Source organism: Streptomyces sp. NPDC007896, assembly GCF_042959425.1.
Classification (GTDB): Bacteria; Actinomycetota; Actinomycetes; order Streptomycetales; family Streptomycetaceae; genus Streptomyces.
Map to the genome: position 1 here is coordinate 436282 of NZ_JBIBKX010000008.1, position 14570 is coordinate 450851.

The 14570-nt window shown below is 69.7% G+C and carries 16 protein-coding genes; 10 read left to right on the top strand and 6 right to left on the bottom strand.

What is annotated here, in order from left to right; translation table 11 throughout:
• Positions 1 to 69 precede the first annotated feature (69 nt).
• The 7 genes from ACFZDJ_RS27185 to ACFZDJ_RS27215 all read left to right on the top strand — a co-directional run bounded on the left by ACFZDJ_RS27185 (position 70) and on the right by ACFZDJ_RS27215 (position 5022).
• The gene (locus tag ACFZDJ_RS27185; RefSeq protein ID WP_101402851.1) at positions 70 to 450 is read left to right on the top strand and encodes a hypothetical protein; all 381 of its coding nucleotides are present in this window, start codon (positions 70 to 72) and stop codon (positions 448 to 450) included.
• A gap of 50 nt (positions 451 to 500) precedes the next feature.
• A complete protein-coding gene (locus ACFZDJ_RS27190; RefSeq protein ID WP_391062379.1) occupies positions 501 to 1061 on the top strand; it encodes an MBL fold metallo-hydrolase in 561 nt (186 codons plus the stop codon).
• A 156-nt stretch (positions 1062 to 1217) separates the two neighbouring features.
• Entirely contained in the window at positions 1218 to 1406 is a 189-nt protein-coding gene (locus tag ACFZDJ_RS27195; RefSeq protein ID WP_391062382.1) for a hypothetical protein, read from the top strand.
• 45 nt (positions 1407 to 1451) lie between these two features.
• Entirely contained in the window at positions 1452 to 1886 is a 435-nt protein-coding gene (locus tag ACFZDJ_RS27200) for a VOC family protein (protein ID WP_391062385.1), read from the top strand.
• Positions 1887 to 1974: 88 nt separating this feature from the next.
• Complete coding sequence (locus tag ACFZDJ_RS27205; RefSeq protein WP_391062387.1) at positions 1975 to 2295, top strand: DUF1232 domain-containing protein; 321 nt, start codon at positions 1975 to 1977, stop codon at positions 2293 to 2295.
• A gap of 80 nt (positions 2296 to 2375) precedes the next feature.
• A complete protein-coding gene (locus ACFZDJ_RS27210) occupies positions 2376 to 3668 on the top strand; it encodes a CAP domain-containing protein (RefSeq protein WP_391062390.1) in 1293 nt (430 codons plus the stop codon).
• 121 nt (positions 3669 to 3789) lie between these two features.
• On the top strand, positions 3790 to 5022 hold the full coding sequence (locus ACFZDJ_RS27215) for a serine hydrolase (RefSeq protein ID WP_391062393.1): 1233 nt from the start codon (positions 3790 to 3792) through the stop codon (positions 5020 to 5022).
• 76 nt (positions 5023 to 5098) lie between these two features.
• On the opposite strand, the gene ACFZDJ_RS27220 is transcribed toward ACFZDJ_RS27215, so the two are convergent.
• On the bottom strand, positions 5099 to 5251 hold the full coding sequence (locus tag ACFZDJ_RS27220) for a hypothetical protein (protein ID WP_385369023.1): 153 nt from the start codon (positions 5249 to 5251) through the stop codon (positions 5099 to 5101).
• A gap of 144 nt (positions 5252 to 5395) precedes the next feature.
• On the opposite strand from ACFZDJ_RS27220, the gene ACFZDJ_RS27225 reads away from it, so the two are divergent.
• Together ACFZDJ_RS27225 and ACFZDJ_RS27230 are read left to right on the top strand one after the other, a co-directional pair.
• Positions 5396 to 5710: a DUF6191 domain-containing protein gene (locus tag ACFZDJ_RS27225; RefSeq protein WP_391062396.1), complete on the top strand. Its 315-nt coding sequence runs from the start codon at positions 5396 to 5398 to the stop codon at positions 5708 to 5710.
• Positions 5707 to 6402 carry a nucleoside/nucleotide kinase family protein gene (locus tag ACFZDJ_RS27230; protein ID WP_391062399.1) on the top strand — a complete coding sequence of 232 codons (696 nt, stop codon included), beginning with the start codon at positions 5707 to 5709 and terminating at the stop codon, positions 6400 to 6402. The genes ACFZDJ_RS27225 and ACFZDJ_RS27230 overlap by 4 nt, the downstream gene beginning before the upstream one ends.
• A 261-nt stretch (positions 6403 to 6663) precedes the next feature.
• On the opposite strand, the gene ACFZDJ_RS27235 is transcribed toward ACFZDJ_RS27230, so the two are convergent.
• From ACFZDJ_RS27235 to ACFZDJ_RS27255, 5 genes are all read right to left on the bottom strand, one after another.
• Entirely contained in the window at positions 6664 to 8382 is a 1719-nt protein-coding gene (locus ACFZDJ_RS27235; protein ID WP_391062402.1) for a hypothetical protein, read from the bottom strand.
• 2 nt (positions 8383 to 8384) lie between these two features.
• On the bottom strand, positions 8385 to 9287 hold the full coding sequence (locus ACFZDJ_RS27240; protein ID WP_391062405.1) for an ABC transporter permease subunit: 903 nt from the start codon (positions 9285 to 9287) through the stop codon (positions 8385 to 8387).
• The gene (locus tag ACFZDJ_RS27245; RefSeq protein WP_168514669.1) at positions 9284 to 10198 is read right to left on the bottom strand and encodes a carbohydrate ABC transporter permease; all 915 of its coding nucleotides are present in this window, start codon (positions 10196 to 10198) and stop codon (positions 9284 to 9286) included. Before ACFZDJ_RS27245 ends, ACFZDJ_RS27240 begins: the two co-directional genes overlap by 4 nt.
• Positions 10199 to 10316: 118 nt before the next feature.
• Entirely contained in the window at positions 10317 to 11645 is a 1329-nt protein-coding gene (locus tag ACFZDJ_RS27250; protein WP_390935521.1) for an extracellular solute-binding protein, read from the bottom strand.
• A 274-nt stretch (positions 11646 to 11919) separates the two neighbouring features.
• Entirely contained in the window at positions 11920 to 13053 is a 1134-nt protein-coding gene (locus ACFZDJ_RS27255; protein WP_390935519.1) for an ROK family protein, read from the bottom strand.
• A 320-nt stretch (positions 13054 to 13373) separates the two neighbouring features.
• On the opposite strand from ACFZDJ_RS27255, the gene ACFZDJ_RS27260 reads away from it, so the two are divergent.
• On the top strand, positions 13374 to 14279 hold the full coding sequence (locus tag ACFZDJ_RS27260) for a BadF/BadG/BcrA/BcrD ATPase family protein (RefSeq protein WP_391062408.1): 906 nt from the start codon (positions 13374 to 13376) through the stop codon (positions 14277 to 14279).
• Positions 14280 to 14570: the final 291 nt, after the last annotated feature.

Below are 14570 nucleotides of genomic sequence, written 5' to 3' on the forward strand. Positions count from 1 at the left end.
ATCCCCTAGACCGGGGCCGCCCCATAACCCGCTGACCCTTGCCGCCGACGTAACCCGGAAGCGATGAACATGGCCCTGACGACGTACTCACCGATCACCTCGGACTGGCCGTGCCAGGTCAAGACCCCCGGCAGCTTCGACTGGGAGCGCTCCGCGACCAAGTGGCTGCGCGATCTGGTGCCGTCCCGCTACGCGAGCTACCCGGTGCTCATGAAGCACCCCGTACTGCTCGCCCGTCACGCCCAGATCCAGGTGCAGCACGAGATCCGGGTCGCCCGGACCGCCCTGCAGACCGCCCGGGCCGAACTCCCCGCTCTCGGCCTGCACGAATCGGTCATCGAGCACACCATCAAGATGTACGCCGCCGAAGTGCTGCAGCTCAACCACATCGCCCGGAGCGTCCGAGCGGTCACCCAGGCGCTCGTCGACCACCACCCCGCGCGAAACTGAGGTCCCGGGTCCAGGTGGTGGTCCCGGCAGGATCATCACCTGGAGACGTCGTGGACACCCAGAGGCAGAGGACCGAACAGACCGCTGAGGCAGCGGAGAAGGCCGCGGGCGCGCGGGCGCTGGACGTGCGGTGGATCCACGGATCGCCGTCGGCCAAGCACAACACCGATCCCGACATCCAGGTCCACGCCCACGACGCGCACACGGTGATCCTGCGGCAGAACATGGCCGTCGACTACGAGGCGCCGCTCCTTTTCCTGCTGTTCGGCGAGGCACGGGCCGTGCTGATCGACACCGGTGCCACGGCCTCGGCCGCCCACTTCCCGCTGCGGCGGGTGGTGGACGAGCTGATGGAGACCTGGCTGACCGCCCATCCCCGGGAGGGTTACGAGCTGTTGGTGCTGCACACCCACCCCCACGGCGACCACGTCGCGGGGGACGGACAGTTCGCCGACCGTCCCGGCACCACGGTCGTGGACGCGGCTCTCGACACCGCCTGGCCGTTCTTCGGCTTCGACGGCGACCCCGAGGGCGTCGCCCGTGTCGATCTCGGGGGCCGGGTCCTGGAGTGCCTGGCCACGCCGGGCCACCACGCGGCCGCGGTGACGTAATTCGATCCCTGGACCGGCTTCCTCCTCACCGGTGACACGGTCTATCCCGGCCGTCTGTACATCGACGACTGGGCCGCGTTCACCCGCACTGTCGACCGTCTGATCGACTTCTGTGCCGAGCGGCCGGTCACCCATGTGCTCGGCTGCCACATCGAGATGACCCGGCAGCCGGGCCTGGACTATCCCGTCCGCACCACCTACCAGCCCGACGAGCCGCCCCTGCAGATGACGACGGACCAGTTGCGCGACATCCGCGCGGCGATAGAGACCGTCGGCGACCGCCCTGGACGGCATGTCTTCGACGACTTCGTTCTCTGCCGCCGTGACGTCTCCGCGGGCGAGTGAGAGGCGTACGGCCGGATTGTCAGAGGCGCGCAGTACGGTCCTGTCATGGCAGCCCGAATCGATCTGACCCTTGATTGCGCGGACGCGAAACTCCTCGCAGAGTTCTGGAAGACGGCACTGGGGTACATCGACGAACCTCCGCCCGCTCCCTTCACCACCCGCGAACAGTGGCTCGCGCAGTTCGACCTTCCGGAGGACGACTCCGCGGACGACGGCGCGTGGCTCTGCGATCCCGACGGCGTCGGCCCCCGGTTGTCCATCCTCAGGGTTCCCGAGCCGAAGACGGCGAAGAACCGCCTTCACATCGACGTCCGCGTGCCGGGACACGGCGGTCCCGAAGAGCGGTGGGCGCGGATCAGAACGGAGTCCGAGCGGCTCGTGAAGGCGGGCGGCTCCGTCCTGGAGGAGTTCGACGGGCACCACGTGGTGATGGCCGACCCGGAGGGCAACGAGTTCTGCGTCGCCGCCGGCTCGGCCTGAATCGGCCGGTGGTTCGGGGGCGATACGAACCGGGCGAGCGGGAACACGAAGGGGAGGAACTGCCCTACGAGAGCTCAGGACGGAACTCATGGACTCCACGACATGGACGGTGGTCCTCATCGTCGCGATCCTGGGTGCCGCCGCGCTCGGGGTGGCGATCGCGGTACTGGTGCGGCTCGTGCGCACCCGCCGCGACCTCAGGCGCGCCGGGCTTCCGACGGGGTCCCGCTGGGTCTTCTGGGGTGCCGTCGCCTATCTCCTGCTGCCCACCGACCTGCTCCCCGACCCGATCTACCTGGACGACATCGGCGTACTCCTGCTCGCGCTGCGGTCGTTGCGCCCGCCCGAGGCGATCGACGCACGCGGTGTCGAGGAGCGCGGGAACCCTCGGGAGCGAACGGGACGTTGACGGGGTGAGCGGGCGGGAAGCGGGAGCGGGTGCGCCCGTGTCGGTGGTCCGCGAGGACCATCGCTTCGACGGGCGGCACCATGACCGAGCTGGTTCCCGGGGGCAACGTGCCCCTGCCTGGCGGCACCCTGACGATCCGGGTGCCGGGTCCCTTCGACGTGTCCGCGCTCATCACCGACGACAGCGGCAAGGTGCGCGGCGACGCCGACTTCGTGTTCTACAACCAGCCGACGGTGCCCGGCGCCCGACTCGCCGGGGAGCACCTCACCATCGACCCGCCGCGCCTGCGGTCCGGCGCGAGCCGCGTCACCGTGGTCGTCAGTCCGGCCGATCCCGGTACGCCGCTGGGCCTGCTGCCCACTCCCACCCTGCACGTCAGCGGTCCGGGCGGCCACACCCTCGCCCGATTCACACCACAGCGCCCACAGCGCGAGACCGTGCTGCTGCTCGCCGAGATCTACCGACGCGGCACGGGGTGGAAGCTGCGCGCACTGGGCCAGGGATACGCGGACGGACTGGCCGGCATCGCGCGGGACTTCGGGGTCGAGGTCGCCGAGGACGCCACCGGGGACAACCCGACACCGGTTGCGGCTCCCGACCCGGACGGCTTCCTCGACCTGGTCAACTCCGTGCGCCGCGCGGCCGGTTCTCCACCCGTCTCCCTCGACGCGCGCCTCGCGACCGCGGCCCGGGCCCACGCCTCCGACATGGCGTCACGCGGACTCCTGAGCTCCGAGAGCGCCCACGGGATCTCCGTCTACCAGCGCATCACGTCCGCCGGATACGCGTATCTGACCGTCGGCGAGCACCTCGTGTCCGGCCCGCGCACCCCGGGCGAGTTCGTGGAGTACTGCCTCACCACCGAGCAGTCCCGCGACACGCTGTACAACCCGGCGTACAGCCAGGCGGGGCTGGCGTACGTCCCCGACCGGCGCTCCGGCGACATGTACTGGACGGCGCTGTGGGCCCGGCCCTTCAGCCGCAAAGGCCTGCGGCAGACGGCGGGTGAGGTGGTCGCGCTGACCAATACCGAGCGAGCCGCGGACGGCCTGCCGCCGCTCGCCGTCGACACCCTGCTCACCGACGCGGCCCAGGCGCACAGCGACGACATGGTGGCCCGCACCTTCTACTCCCACACCTCCCCCGACGGCCGCCAACCGTGGGACCGAGCCGCCGCCGCGGGCTCCGATCGCCGCACCATCGGGGAGAACATCGCCTGCGGCCAGCGCTCCCCCGCCGAGGTCGTCCGCGGCTGGATGAACAGCCCGGGCCACCGTGCCAACATCCTCAAGCCCGACTTCACCCACATAGGCATCGGCCTCGCGGGCGGCGGCACCGCGGGCACGTACTGGACGCAGCTTTTCGGCCACTGAAGGATCTTTTCCGCTTTCCCTCGCGTGACATGCAACCCATCTGCCCTTCCTGCGCGTACAGATGGTGCCGACGTTCGCATCCGCGGCGCGGTACACAGAGGGAACTCGGGAGAAGAATCAGATGGTCTCAGCAATGGTGGGCAGAGGTACGGCGCTGGGAGCGGCGCTGTTGGCCCTCCTCGCAGTCCCCGCACAGGCCGGCACCGCAGCGGCCGCGGATCTGCCGGTACCCGACGACGCCGGACTGCAGGCTGTGCTGCACACGGCTCTGTCCCAGGGAGCCCCCGGCGCGATGGTGCGGGTCGACGACAACGGCACGGTCCACCGACTGTCGGAGGGAGTCGCCGACCGGGCCACCGGGCGTGCGATCACCACGACCGACCGGTTCCGCGTCGGCAGTGTCACCAAGAGCTTCTCCGCCGTGGTCCTGCTGCAACTGGTGGACGAGGGCAAGCTCGACCTGGACGCTTCGGTGAACACCTATCTGCCCGGGCTGCTGCCCGACAACCGGATCACCGTGCGCGAGGTGATGAGCCACCGCAGTGGGCTGTACGACTACACCAACGACATGTTCGCGCAGACGGTCCCTGGCTTCGAGTCCGTCCGCAACAAGGTCTTCAGCTACCAGGACCTGGTCACCCTGTCCCTGAAGCACGCGGTCACCAACGCCCCGGGCGCGGCCTATTCGTACTCGAACACGAACTTCGTCGTCGCGGGCATGCTCATCGAGAAGCTCACCGGCCACCCCGTGGCCACGGAGTACCAGAACCGCATCTTCACGCCGCTGAACCTGACCGACACCTTCTATGTGCACCCCGACACCGCCATCCCGGGCACGCACGCCAACGGTTACCTCACGCCGGACGAGGCCGGTGGAGCCCTGGTCGACTCCACCGAGCAGACGGTGTCCTGGGCGCAGAGCGCGGGCGCGATCATCTCCAGCACCCGGGACCTGGACACGTTCTTCTCCGCGCTGATGAGCGGGCAGCTCATGTCCGCCGCACAGCTCGCGCAGATGCAGCAGTGGACGACGGTCAACAGCACCCAGGGGTACGGCCTCGGCCTGCGCCGCCGTGACCTGTCCTGCGGTATCTCGGTGTACGGGCACACGGGCACCGTGCAGGGCTATTACACGTACGCCTTCGCCTCGAAGGACGGCAAGCGCAGCGTCACCGCGCTCGCCAACACCTCGAACAACGTGAACGTGCTGAACACGATGGCCCGCACGCTGGAATCCGCGTTCTGCGGCAAGCCGACGACCGCGAAGCTGCGCAGCGCGACCTCCGCGGCGACCTCCGCGGCGACCTCCGTGGAGCGCTACGAGGACATCGCACCGGGCATCGCCCGCGACTGACGCGCGAAGGTGCGGCCGGACCCACCCGTCCGGCCGCACCCCTCCGCCAGGGCGGGGATCTGCCCCTCGGCCAGGCTCATGACTTCTTGAGATCGGACCGATAGATCCGGTACAGGGCGCTGCCGTCGTCGCATCGCCGCGGGGGCTCACTGCACTTCCGGCAGGCGAGCAGGTGGTCGCAGTACGCCCGGTAGCTGTGGGGGGCGAGGGTAGGGCGTTGCTGCGACATGACGTTCTCCCCGTGGACGGCGGCTGCGGCGCCCGTTATTGACCAATATTCAACAGCTTGACGAGCATAAGCGCAATGACCGGTCCCGACCCGAGGTCGCCGGAGCCTGGCCGAATCCCACTCTCGCACCCTGATACTGGTGGCATGGGATTCGCCGTCTTCATGACCCTGCCGGGACTGGTCATCCTGCTGACCCTAGCGGCCTTCGCGGACCAGGTGCTGCTGCGCGCCGGACGCGCCGGTCTTCTGCCGTGGCGGAACGGGGTGCGGCAGGGACAGATATCCGCGACCGGATTCGAACAGTTGCACGCGAGTCTCTCGCCGGGCAAGCAGAACGAGCTCAAGGAGCGGCAGTCAGCCCTGGTGCTGCGGGACGACGAGGAGGACGGGGCACCCCCGCACCGTACGACGATCGACCTGGACGGCGGGACGGCGGTCGTCCGTAGGTCCCGCTCATGACCTTCGACGACCTCGTGGAGCGGGCCGCGGCGCTGATGCGCCCCGGCCGGCGCGCGATTCTCGGGATCACGGGGAGCCCCGGCGCGGGCAAGACGACGCTGGCCGAGCGCCTCGTCCGGAAGCTGAACGGCGACACGCCCGGCCGGGTCGCGCATGTGCCGATGGACGGGTTCCATCTCGCGGACGTCGAGCTTGACCGGCTGGGCCTCCGGGACCGCAAGGGCGCTCCCGACACCTTCGACGCGGCGGGGTACGCGGCGCTGTTGGGCAGGCTGCGCGACGAGGAGGACGACATCGTCTACGCGCCGGGCTTCGAACGGACGTTGGAGCAGCCGATCGCGGGCGCCGTCCCGGTCTTCCGCAGCGCCCGCCTGATCATCACCGAGGGCAACTACCTCCTCTTGGGGGACGGGGCGTGGGCGCGCGTACGGTCGCGACTGGACGAGGTGTGGTTCTGCGAGCTCGACGAGGAAGAGCGCGTACGTCGGCTCGTCGCCCGCCATGAGGAGTTCGGCAAGGACCACGACACAGCGGTGGCCTGGGTGCTCGACACGGACCAGCGCAACGCCGGTCTGGTCGCCGCGACACGGGACCGTGCCGACCTGGTCGTCGGCGCGGAGGTCACCGCCGCCGGAGTTCCAGCGCGGGTTCCGCTCGGGCATCACCCGCGGGACTCCCGATCAGTGCGGTGAACGCCTCGGTACGGATCGTCAGGCCCGCCGGTCCGTGTTCGAAAACGGGGGCGAAGGGGCCCGGGGAGCCGTAGCGCACGGCGAAGACGTGCAGATCCTCCAAAGCCGTGCTGACGGTTGAGCGCGGTGGGCAGGTAGTACGTGCCCGCAGATTGCCCTCGGGCGTGTCCGGCAGGTCGTGCGGCGGGCCGAGCCGGCGGAGGAGGTGCACGGGTGGATCAGCCCTTCATGCCGGAGGTGGGCCTGGTGTGGTGTGTCGGGTCAGACGACAGGCGAGGGACGGCGGGCGCGCAGTGCGACGGTCAGTGTGTGAGGGCCGTGCCCACCGATGTAGACGCGGGGCCCGGTCGTCGCGTCGGTGCCGCCCACCACGGTGTGGTCCTGACCCGGGTCGTACCGTAGTACGTCGCCCCGGTCCGGCCCGGCGAGCGGTTCGCCTGCCTCGACGTCGGCCTCGACCCGGATCTCGTCGTCACCGACCCGGTAGGTCATCGGCCCGGTCGTCAAGCACCAGTGTCCGTCGCCGATCGGTACGGCGCCCTCTGGCACGCCGCCCGGCCGGAAGGTCAGTTCGAGGGCCCAGGGCACCGTTGGTCCGCTGATGTCGATCCGCAGGTCGACACCGTCCTCCCGCAGATCCGCTTCGACGCGGGTCGTGTGGGAGACCTCGTCCCGAGGCCGGTCCGGAAAGGCCATCGCGGCCGAGAAGCGTCCCTCGTCCGCCATACGGTAGGCGCCGTCGTCCCGTCGCCGTTCCGGCGGGAACGGCTGGTAGTAGGCGGCCGTGAGGGTTTCGGTGAGCCTGAACCGGTTGTCGGCGAGCTGTTGCATGTCGGCGGCGCGGAACGGGCCCAGGTCGAAGAATCCCCGTGAGAGGCGGACCGCGTCGAGGACGGCGTCGCCGGCGAAAAGGCGCAGGAAGGTGGGATTGCAGGCGAGGCCCGAGCGGATGCGCCGGTGCTCGGGCACGTCCGAGCCGCCATACAGGACGCTGTGCGCGGTGGCGGAGGCACGTGCGGCAAGGCGCGCCGTGGTGATGTACCGGTCGCGGGGAAGGGGTTCCGGCGCCGGTTTCGGCAGCACACGGCACAGGTCGGGGGTGAGGAGGGTCTGGGCGAGCAGGTCGGGGTCGTCGATGCCGCCGGCGGCCGCCAGCCGCGCCGCCCGGCTGAAGTCTCGTCGGCCGGTGCGGATCGCGAGCAGCCGGTAGTGCGGCAGGTAGGGCGCCAGCGGGAACGGGTGGTTCTGGTCCTGCCGTCGCGAATGGACGGTCTCCACCGTGCCGTCCGGTCTGATGAGGTCCAGGGTCGCGGTGAGGTTGCGTTCGACGGCGTCCCACAGGTCGGTGCGGCCGAGGACGGCGGCCAGGAGCAGCAGCGACGGGTTGGACACGTGGGCCGCGTAGTTGGCGCTCCGCTCCGAGTACAGGCCCTCCGCATCGATGTCGACGCCCTCGGCGAGCCACGCGTCGACACGGTCGAGCAGCCGGCTGTCCGGGAACGACCGGTGCAGCCGGGCCAGCGCCGCGCACAGCTCCCAGCGGTGGTTCGGGGTGTGCACCCCACCGGTCAGGAGACTGCCGGAGGCGGCACCGGCGATCTCGGCGAGCGCGGCCGTGACGTCGCGCAGTTGCGGCCCCGCGCCCGCGGCGAGGACGTGCGCGTCGCACACGTCGTTGACGGTGAACGCGGAGTCCGGCGGTGACTGCACGTTGTCGCCGCCGGCGAAGAGGCCGGTGGTGGTCTGCGCGGCCCGGAGGGCGCCGAGGTGGGCCATCGTGGCGGCGACGACCTGCCTGCTGCCGTGCAGTGCCGAGTCCGTGGAACGGTACGCCGCGACCAGGGTCTTCACCCGGCGTGCCAGAGCGCGGTGGGTCACACCGGCGGGTTCCTCGTCGGGGCCGGCCGCCAGCGGGGCGGCCAGCCGGTCGGCCGCGCCGGCCACCGCGCGGACGAACTCGTGGTCGAGCGGGGTGGGCACGGTCAGTCCTTCAGTCCGGCGTTGATGTCGGCTCCCATGACATAGCGCTGGAAGACCAGGAAGATGACGATCAGGGGGATCATGGAGATGACCGATGCGCCGAGCAGGACCGACCAGTTGATGTTCTGCGCGCCGACGATGCTCTGGATGCCGATCTGCACGGTGAACTTGTTGGGGTCGTTCAGCATCAGAAGCGGCCAGATGTAGTCGTTCCACCGCCACTGGAAGGACAGGATGGCGAGGGTCAGCATGATGGGCCGGGAGAGCGGCACCATGATCCGCAGGAAGATCGACAGTTCGCGGGCGCCGTCGATGCGTGCGGCTTCCACGAGTTCGTCGGGAACCGTCAGGAAGAACTGACGGAACATGAAACATCCGGTCGCGGTGAGCACGGCCGGGAGGATGATGCCGGCGAACGAGTTGTAGAGGCCGAGGTTGCGGACCACCAGGAACTCGGGGGCGAGCATGACCTCGCCCGGCAGCATCGTGGTGGCCAGGATGCAGAGGAAGAACGCCTTGAGCCATTTGTTGTCGTACTTGGCCAGCGCGTACCCGGTGCAGCAACTGGCTCCCACCGTGAGGATCGTCGTGATCACACACACGATGGTCGTGTTGATGAAGTACTGCGAGAAGTTGGCACTGCGCCAAGCCTCGAAGTAACCCGACAGCGTGGGGTGGTGCGGAACCAGCGTCAGCGGATAGGAGAACAGATCCCCGGCGGGTTTGAAGGAGCTGAGGATGAACCACAGCACCGGCAACCCGTAGAGGCACGCCAGGATCCACAGAAGTGTCGTCGCGGGTACCGCCCGCCGGAGCCCACCGCTGCTCGCACCGCGGGGCCGCTTTTTGGAGACGGACCGTCCGGGACCGGCGTCGACCTTGCGTGGCATGTCTGTGGTTGTCATCGGTTCTCCACCCGCCGGTTGACGACCAGCTGGATGATCGCGACGGCCATCAGGATGAGCATGAGCACGAACGACGCGGCGCTCGCGTAGCCGATCTGGCCCCGTTGGAAGCCGGTCTGATAGATGTACTGGACAAGCAGGTTGTTCGACGTTCCGGGTCCGCCGTTGTTGAGGGAGACGAACAGCGGGTATTCCTTCATCGCGTTGATCGTGTTGAGCAGGATCACGATGAACGAGGTGGGCGCGATGCTCGGCAGCGTGATGCTGATGAACTGGCGCCATGGACCGGCGCCGTCGAGCGAGGCCGCCTCGTAGTACGACACCGGTACGTTCTTGATCGCCGCGATGAACAGCAGCATCGAGAAGCCCGTCCAGGCCCAGGACGCCGCCACCACTACCACCACCAGCGACAGGTCCGCGTTCGACTGCCACGGAACGGCGGACCCGCCGAACTTCTCGATGACGTAGTTGACCAGTCCGAAGTTCTCACCGAACAGCCACCGCCACAGGACACCCACGACGATGGGCGACAGCAGCCACGGAATGAAGAAGATGACACGGGCGACGGACGCGCCCTTGGCGTGCTTGCTCACCAGCAGGTTGGCGGCGAGCAGCGACAGCGCGAAGTTCAGCGGAACGAAGAGGACGGTGTACAGCAGCGTCCGGGTCAGCGCGTCGTAGAAGGCGGAGTCCCCGAACAGGTTGTGGTAGTTGTCCAGTCCGATGAACTGGAACACCCCCACGCCCGTGTAGTTCGTGAAGGAGTAGACGAGCCCGATCACCGCCGGCCACACGAAGAACAGCGCGAAGAGCACGACATTGGCCGCGATGAGGACGAGCGGCGCGAGGGTGTAGGTGCTGCGTCGTCGCCTGGGCGGGCTCACGGACACGTCCGCGGCGCGTTTTGTCATCTTCCTGACTTCCGTGCTGGTGGAATGGATTGCTGCGGGCTCACTTCATGGGCCCGGCATCACGTGAGCGCCCAGGGCCGGGCGGCGGTGTCTCGATCCCGCCGCCCGGCCCTCTGGCCTACGATCCGCCGCCGACCTGCTGGTTGTAGCCGGCCACGATGTTCTCCAGGGCCTTGTCGACCGACTGCTGGCCATTGATCGCCTTGCCGAGCTCCGTCTTGGTCGGGTCGGTGGTGAGGCTCTTGCCCTTCAGCACCCAGTTGGTCTGCGCGCCGTTGAAGTAACCCGAGATCGGGGCGTAGAGCGGGATCTCCTCGTTGTACAGCTTGAACGCCGCCTGCGCTGCCTCGGAGGTAAAGGGGTACTTCGGGTTCAGACCGCTCTCGACGGGCAGGAACCCGGACGCCTCGCACAGCTCGCGGTAGTGGTCCGGCTCGTACACCCAGGACAGGAACTTCTGCGCGGCGGTGGCCGCGGCGCCGTTGTTGTTGAAGCCCACCATCATGCCGCCGCTGTTGACGTCGCTGGCCTGCACCGGCTCGGCGGGAGTCGGGACGCTCGCCCAGTCGAACTTCTTGATGCTCGTCGCGAAGGCGGGCACCTGCCACACGCCGGACCAGTAGGCGACCACATCACCGCTCTGGAACATGGCCGACGGGTCGGCGCCGCTGGTCCACACCGACTTCGGCATGGTCTTGTCGTCGTTGAGTCCGACGAAGTAGTTCACGGCCTTCTTGGTCGCGGCGTCCACCGAGAACTTGCCGGAGGAGTCCGCGTGGACGTACTGCCCGCCCATCTCGTACACCATGGCGCGCAGCCGGGACGGCGACTGGTCGAACGTGAGGGAGTACTTGGCGCCGGTCTTCTCCCGGACCTTGTTCGCCGCCTTGATGAAGTCGGTCCAGGTCCAGGTGTTCTGGGGCGAGGTCGGGACGGCGACGCCGGCCTTCTTGAACAGCGTCTCGTTGATGTACAGGCCGGACGCGGTGACGTCCGAGGGGATGGACAGCACCTTCCCGGACGAGTCCTTGGCGAGGAAGTTGGCGTTGATGTTGTTCGTCTTGTTCTTGGCGATGGAGCTGAGGTCGATCAGCTTGCTCGACCAGATCGGGTCCAGCGCCGGCACGTCCGCCACGTCGGGCAGAGAGTTCGCCTGCGCGGCGTTGTGCAGCTTTGTCGGGTAGCCGTCGTAGGGGATGTTGACGAGCTTGACGTTGACGCCGGTTTCCTTCTTGTACTGCGCCACCAGCTTCTTCCAGCCCGCGTCCTGCCCCGGAACCGTGGAGATCCAGAACGTCAGCGACTTGGAGGTCCCGCCCGAGCCGGACCCCGACCCGCAGGCGGAGAGCAGCAGGGCTCCTGCCGTGGCCACGGCAGCGAGAGGAACCAGGCGACGCATGCCGCCGCGGCCGAGTCGGCGAGAGCGCCGCACACCCACACTGGTCATCTTCAATCCCTTTTCGTCGTAGCGGAAGAAGCACGGCGCCAGCCGAGGCGGCACGGGTGCATTTCGCGGGAGATTTCGCTTTCCGGGGGCACGGCCTCGCCCGGCCGTGTCGCCTTGACGGGTGGGGTCCCCGGCCTCGACGGCCGCCGCCCGCGAGCACGCCCTCGCCGGGCTGCCGTACGTCTGCGTACGGCCGGGACGCTCACCCCAAGCCGACGTCCCGGCCGACTTAGAAAGCGCTTGTCCGGACATTGGCAGACCGATAAGGAAGCCGTCAATCCTTCGCCTGCGCGCCTTCGGTCACGTTTCGGACTCCCTTGGCCACGGCGAGCCGGGCGGCACCCACGACGGTACCGAGATCCCCGATCTGGCTGCTGACCACCTCGGTGGGCCAGCTGAGCCGGCCCAGTTCGGCCCGCACGCCCGGCAGGAGCTGCGGATCGGCGCCCGTGCTGCCGCCCAGCACGATCAGCCCAGGGTCCAGTACGGCGGTCACGGCGGCGGCCAGCCGGCCCACGTCGACGGCGTGCCGGGCGACGAGCCCACGGGCGGGTTCCCGGCCCTCGGCGGCCAGCGCGAAAAGCCGCTCGGCGGTACGGGGGCGCGGGCCGTCACCGGCCCGCCAGGCCCGGGCAGCCCGGCGCAGCAGGGCGTGCGAGCCGACATAGGCCTCCAGAGCCTCCTGATGCGGCTCCCGGTCGTCGTCCCAGGGATACGGCAGCCGGGCCAGCTCACCGGCCGCGCCGTTGGCGCCGCGCAGCACCTGGCCACCGATGACGATGCCGAGACCGACACCGACGCCGATCCGCAGATAGCCGAAGGTACGACGGCCCCGCGCGGCGCCCTCCTGCAGTTCGGCGAGGGCCGCGCAGTTGACGTTGTTCTCCAGGTGGACGGGCACGCCCGGCGGCAGCGCGACGGACACGGCGTCGAAGACGGGCCCGGCCTTGGCGGTCGCCGGGCGCATGCCGGTGCCCGCACGGTCGGTCTCGGTGACGTCACCGACGGCGACCACGATGGCCCGCAGCGGGGCGCCGGCGGGCAGCGCGGCCAGCGCCTCGCGGACGGCGTCGGCGGCCCGGGCCCGCGGGGTGTCCGCCTCGGCGAGCAGGGTGCCGTCCAGGGCGCAGCCGCGCACCCGGGTGCGGGCCGGGCCCAAGTCGACGGCGAGGACCGAGCCGGAGGCGGGCCCCAGGCCGTATACGGCGGCGGAGCGGCCGGTGCCGCTGGACGCGGTGCCGGAGTGGGTGGCCAGCCGGGCGCTCTCCAGTTCCGCGACGGCGGCGGAGACCGTCGGCTTGGACAGCCCCGCGAGGCTCGCCAGCTGCGGCCGGGTGGCGCTGCCGGCCTGGGCCAGGACGGCGAACACCGCGCTGGCGCTCTCGGTGAGGCGGGGGGCTTCAGTCACGACGTGTTCCACAGTTCCCCCATGGGTCAGGGGCCGCGCTCCCCGGGTGACGGAATGCGGCGATGCGATGCCCTCGTGCCGCGCGGTCCCGCCCTCCGGCGGCGTCCCGTTGATCGACTGCGCGACAACTCTTGACGCACTGTACTTGGTTAGTTAACTTCCTAACGAAGTCCGGTACTCGCCTGCCGTGCTCCGTAAGAAGCCCGTCCCGGGGCTTCCCGACTCGCTCAACTCCTGTTCGACCAGACACGGTTCGCCCGCCGTCTCAGCACAGCGCCATGTGCTTCGGCGCTCTTCGCCCAGACGACGAAAGAGGATCCGTGCAGGACACTCCTTCTTCCCCGCTCATAGTCGGTATCGACGTGGGTGGCACCAAGACCCATCTCCGCGCCCTCGTCGGCGCGGAACCGGTCGCCGATCACGTCCGGCCGAGCAGCGGCTGGCGGCCGCACGAACCGGCCGCCGCCGCCCGCTGGCTGACGGCACTGGTCCACGAGGCCCTGCCCGTCGACACCCGCCCAGCCGCACTGGCCGTCGGCGGGCACGCCTGTGAGACCCCCCGCCAGTGCGCCGCCATCGCCGCCGCGCTGCGAGAGGTCCTCGACATACCGATCCTGGTGGTGGGCGACGCCGAACTCCTCGTTCCCGCCGCGGGGCTGGACAAGGGTGTCGGTCTCGTGGCCGGCACCGGTTCGGTGGCGGTGGGGCGACTGGCCGACGGCAGCGCCGTACAGGTCGGCGGCTGGGGTGCGGCACTCGGTGACGAGGGCGGCTCCGCCGGTCTCGTACGGGAAGCGGCGCGCGCCGCGTGGGCGGCGCACGACCGTGGTGAAGCCCCGGACGAACTCGCCCAGGGGCTCATCGCCGCGTTCGGGGTGAGTGAGGTGCCCGCCCTGGGCGCCGCCCTGGAGAGCGCCACGGATGTGTCGGCCGAGTGGGGTCGGCACGCGCCCGTCGTGTTCGCGGCCGCGGAGCGGGGTTCCCGGATCGCGCGGTCGGTGATCGCGGACGGGGGCAGGTCCCTCGCCGCGCTCGTCGTGCGGCTCGCCGAGCGCGGAGTCGCCGTCGACGACGTGGTGGTCGCCGGCAGCACCGTGCTCTCCCAACCCGCCCTGTACACCTCCTTCACGACATCACTCACCGAGTCCGTACCCGGGGCACGGCCCAGGCCGCTGCGGGCGGCGCCGGTCGAGGGCGCCGTGGCGTTGGCCCGTGCCCTCATATGAGGGGACGAGGTGGCGCGTTGCTCGCGGGCGACCGACACCCCGCGGGGCAGCGCGCGTTGCCGCGGTGTCAGCGCCGGACAAGTAGTGTGCGCCGAAGCCGCGTTCGCCCGTACAGCGGGCTCACAGGGTCGGCGCATTCGTCCGTACGACACTTCGCCGCCCCCCGCGCTTCGCAAGCGTGACATGAATCAGCCGTAGATCTTCGCTCGTATGACTCGTCCTCACCACAGGGGCACAGTCGCTTCACGACTTCACCCGGCTGTCGGAGGACCCCATTCCACTCAGGAGAGG

Coding starts and splice junctions, on each gene's coding strand:
- ACFZDJ_RS27185 (WP_101402851.1), top strand. CDS start 70: ATGGCCCTGACGACGTACTCACCGATCACCTCGGACTGGCCGTGCCAG.
- ACFZDJ_RS27195 (WP_391062382.1), top strand. CDS start 1,218: ATGACCCGGCAGCCGGGCCTGGACTATCCCGTCCGCACCACCTACCAG.
- ACFZDJ_RS27200 (WP_391062385.1), top strand. CDS start 1,452: ATGGCAGCCCGAATCGATCTGACCCTTGATTGCGCGGACGCGAAACTC.
- ACFZDJ_RS27205 (WP_391062387.1), top strand. CDS start 1,975: ATGGACTCCACGACATGGACGGTGGTCCTCATCGTCGCGATCCTGGGT.
- ACFZDJ_RS27210 (WP_391062390.1), top strand. CDS start 2,376: ATGACCGAGCTGGTTCCCGGGGGCAACGTGCCCCTGCCTGGCGGCACC.
- ACFZDJ_RS27215 (WP_391062393.1), top strand. CDS start 3,790: ATGGTCTCAGCAATGGTGGGCAGAGGTACGGCGCTGGGAGCGGCGCTG.
- ACFZDJ_RS27220 (WP_385369023.1), bottom strand. CDS start 5,251: ATGTCGCAGCAACGCCCTACCCTCGCCCCCCACAGCTACCGGGCGTAC.
- ACFZDJ_RS27225 (WP_391062396.1), top strand. CDS start 5,396: ATGGGATTCGCCGTCTTCATGACCCTGCCGGGACTGGTCATCCTGCTG.
- ACFZDJ_RS27230 (WP_391062399.1), top strand. CDS start 5,707: ATGACCTTCGACGACCTCGTGGAGCGGGCCGCGGCGCTGATGCGCCCC.
- ACFZDJ_RS27240 (WP_391062405.1), bottom strand. CDS start 9,287: ATGACAACCACAGACATGCCACGCAAGGTCGACGCCGGTCCCGGACGG.
- ACFZDJ_RS27245 (WP_168514669.1), bottom strand. CDS start 10,198: ATGACAAAACGCGCCGCGGACGTGTCCGTGAGCCCGCCCAGGCGACGA.
- ACFZDJ_RS27250 (WP_390935521.1), bottom strand. CDS start 11,645: ATGACCAGTGTGGGTGTGCGGCGCTCTCGCCGACTCGGCCGCGGCGGC.